Here is a 3,768-nt window from a genome sequence, read left to right on the forward strand (position 1 = left end):
ATTCTCTTCATAAAACTTTGTAAAATCATCCTGTTCGACTCTTCCTTTATCAAAGCCTAAGAGGATTTTAGAGATAGAATTATCTCTTATTTCAATTTGTTCTTGTTTGTCTTTATGTGATTTTCTTAGGCTTTCAAGCTCTCTTTCTTTATCCTCTAGAGTGTTTTGAATCTTTTCGTATTCAGATAAAGGAACACTTTTTTCAAGCTTTTGGTTTAAATTAAGATTAGATCCTTGAAGCTCTTTTTTATTCATTTTAAGGATATCTAAAGACTCTTTAAGTTTACTCGCTTCATCTACTCTACCTAACCGTTTAAATGCTTGAGAAACGTTCTTTTTGATGTTATGAGTAACATTTTCAGCTTTATGATCGAGCTTAATATTTCGCAAGTTCTTTTTTGCTTCTGAAGCTTGAACTTGATAATTTATTGAGTTTTTAAATTCAGCTTGAGCTTTGAACTCCATAGAGTGAAGATGTTTTTTATCACTACTCTGACCACGCTTCAAACCAAGCGATTCAGCAACAATAGTCTGCATTTGTGCCATATGCTGCTTATTGAGCTTAATACTTTTTCCCGTTTCTTCATTCATCCAGTTAAAAACAATGTGAGCATGGCGATTCTGTTTAAATTCTCCGGACTCTCTATCCTGGTGTCCTTCATCTTCATGAAGATGGATCTGCATTGATTTAACTCCTAATTCCTTTTCGATCCTACTACACATTTTAACAAGATCATTCATTGTGTTTTTTTGCCCCACTATGACAACGCCTTCCCTTATTGGTGTTGCTTTCTTTTGCATTTTCTGTCCTGTCTTTTCTTTGTAAAGATCTTCTAATCTCTTTCGTGTTGGACCAATTTCGTCCATCACGATAGATCTATTCAGATGTGTTTTGTTGGAGAACACATAGTCAAGCTCTGTTTTTCTAAGATTGTGAGATTCAGAATTACTTTTTATCGGCTGAATATTTATCGATGATTTCTCCATAGTTTATTGCCTTTTTTTCAAAGATAATAAAAACCTCGTAGAGCGCACAGCCCAGAAAAACGAAGTGTAGGGTTATAGTGTGCTATAACCTAAGATGAGAAGGGGTTAAAAAAAATCTTGCAAAGTAAATATTATTATATATCTTTGAATTGTCGGTGCGGGAGGAAATAAGCTCTGCAGGGATGCAACTTATCAGCACCAAATCCGATACTATGAGAATGCCCTGGTAGAAATATCAGGGTTTTTTTTTTAGAGTTTTTTAAACTTGACAGATTTGACAATAAAAAAAATGAATTGTTAATATTAGATTTGCCATTATTAATAATTTTAAAATTAACTATGAAAAGAAATCTATTGTTTTTATTGATGGCTTTATTTGTGCTTAATGCATGTGATGAAGAATCAAAAGATGAAGTGAAAATTGATTCAGAATATTCTGTGTTAAATAAGGAAATAAATAATATATCTAATCAATTAGGTATAAAAGTAAAAGGTGAAGTCTTAAGTGTAAGTACAGATGTAATTTTAGGAAGTAAATTAAAGAGTAGCTTTGTAAAAAGTGAACTTAATTCTTGGGATGTTGAAAATGTTACAATAATAGAATTTAAAGATGAAAATGGTATTATTATCAAGAATACTATGATTCCATTAAAAGATTCTCCTTGGACAATGTGTTCTATAGTAGAAAGAGATGGACAAGTGTATTCTCAAGTTTTAGATTTTGTGTTTGATGAAGAAAATTCAACTACAACTTATTTTTTAAATGAATCTATAAGTCCAATTAATCCTAAAACATTAAAATCTTGGGGATCTAGATGGATGGATTGTATGGGAAATATATACAGCTCACACGTAGGAGTAATGGTTACGACACTTAGCGTTGCAGCTGGAGTTGGATGTGTGCCTTGTGGTGGCGTTGCTGCATTTTACACAGGTGTTGCAGCTCTAGGATGCGCAGGAGGCTGATAATAACCTAATTTCAAAATAATGAATGATAAATTTAAATTATTAGGAGGAATAAGCTTATATCCTATTTTGATGTTTAATGATTTTAATGGGTTAGAATATTTTAAAACACCTATTTTAATTATTTTAGGTCTTTTATTAATATTCAGAATAAAAAAGTGTTTTTTCCAAAAAAATATATAATTCTATTAGTTCAGAAAGCTTGTAAATCCTAGGGGTTTGGGGACTAGTCCCCAATTTGTAATAGTGCGCAGCACACCATTTCTATTATTTGGTGTGCTACGCACTATTCTAAATTTCGCTCACGCTAATGTGGGATTTTTTTAGCTTTTTAACTAAAAGAATGTTTAGGAATCAAATTCAGTACTTTGTTTAATTCCTGAGCCTGGTTGGCTTGTTTTTTCTTGCTGAATGGCTTCATCTAATGTGTATTGATGAAATTCTTCTTTCTCTTTAAAGGTTATTTTCTTAGAAGTTACTTCTTCAAGTTCAATAGTTCTTCCATTTTCACTGTATTCTAAAACCAAACGTAGAGCTTTTATTTTCTCCCAACTTCCTTTTGCAACTAAATTAGGATTTACTCGATAAACACTTTTTTCTAATCTTATAAGCACTTTCAATTTATATAATTGATCTATTACTTTTGTTATAGTATTCTCTGAATAGCCCGTTATCTCTGCTAATCTACGTTTGATAGGCTTTATTAAAACAACTAGGTTGTCAAAACCCATACTAGATGCTAAACACTGAAAAACTGCTTTTTGCGCATTATTAAGTCCTAGTATATTACTAATATCTTTTGTGTAGACTTTGTAGTATTGTGGCTCTTTTTCAACTAAAACAGTTTCTGTTCTATCAAAAGAAAGTACTTCTCCAGTAGTTGCATTTACGTTAAATTCAGTGTTTTTTATGACGTTTTCCATTGTATAGAGAAATATAATATGAGATACTAAAAACAAACGTACCCATTATATTCTACAATACAATACCTATTGTATTTTAAAGTGTTTTTTTTTATTTATTCTCTTACCTTCTCTTCTTTGTTTATACAATATGCTAAACAGTTAGATCTTTACTATCTAATTTTAAGGTAATTGCAAAATCAATCCATTGTACCCCCAGTACAACAGTGTTACCCCCCCAGTACAATGGCATTGTACCCCCAATACAATGGGGTTTTTTTAATTAATAAGTATATAAATCCCCCTAAATACATCGAAGATATCCCGAATGGGATAGGATCTGCTCGAACTTGTGAGAGAGATAAGCAGCATTTCAGTGTGGTGGATGTGTAGTTATCCTAGAGTTGTTTCTGTTGATTTAAGAGTTTGTTTTAGCTATAAATAACTATAATACAACTATATTTCAAAGTTAAATCATTGATAATCAGAGGTGTTTTTTTAAAATAACTATTTTAGGTCAAAAAAGTAATTATAGTTATTTCGTAACTCTCTCATAATCACGCTTTGCGTGATTAAAAAAATCCGCTTGCGTGATTCCTACTTGCTCAAAAAAAACACTCTTAGCTATTATAAGATTTCTATGATTTAATTTCAATATTCACGATGAGAAGGAGTTTTATTATAACATTTCTACTATTAATCTTTCTTAATCACTTGAAAATCAGATGTTGAAAAAGCAATATTATAACATTTACTTGATTTGTCTATAACTATATTTCCTTTAAGTATCTCATAATCAGGCGAAGCGTGATTAAAAAAAATCAGCTTGCCTGATTCCATCTTGCTATCTTCCTGGGCCCTTTAATTTATTTTGTTTTTGATCTAATTCTTTTTGCCATTTCTCACGAAATCC

At 31.1% G+C, this 3,768-nt stretch carries 3 protein-coding genes; 1 reads left to right on the forward strand and 2 read right to left on the reverse strand.

Annotation, left to right across the window (positions count from 1 at the left end):
• On the reverse strand, positions 1-801 hold an 801-nt coding region (locus tag ACXR6G_RS20010), incomplete at its 3' end, for a hypothetical protein (protein WP_458363230.1).
• A gap of 525 nt (positions 802-1,326) precedes the next feature.
• Between ACXR6G_RS20010 and ACXR6G_RS20015 the strand changes: the two genes are divergently transcribed.
• Complete coding sequence (locus tag ACXR6G_RS20015) at positions 1,327-1,953, forward strand: hypothetical protein (protein ID WP_458363231.1); 627 nt, start codon at positions 1,327-1,329, stop codon at positions 1,951-1,953.
• A gap of 347 nt (positions 1,954-2,300) precedes the next feature.
• Here the strand turns inward: ACXR6G_RS20015 and ACXR6G_RS20020 are convergent, their stop codons facing one another.
• Entirely contained in the window at positions 2,301-2,876 is a 576-nt protein-coding gene (locus ACXR6G_RS20020; RefSeq protein WP_458363232.1) for a replication/maintenance protein RepL, read from the reverse strand.
• Between the last annotated feature and the right edge of the window lie 892 nt (positions 2,877-3,768).

This window comes from Ancylomarina sp. YFZ004 (genome assembly GCF_054254355.1).

Coding starts and splice junctions, on each gene's coding strand:
- ACXR6G_RS20015 (WP_458363231.1), top strand. CDS start 1,327: ATGAAAAGAAATCTATTGTTTTTATTGATGGCTTTATTTGTGCTTAAT.
- ACXR6G_RS20020 (WP_458363232.1), bottom strand. CDS start 2,876: ATGGAAAACGTCATAAAAAACACTGAATTTAACGTAAATGCAACTACT.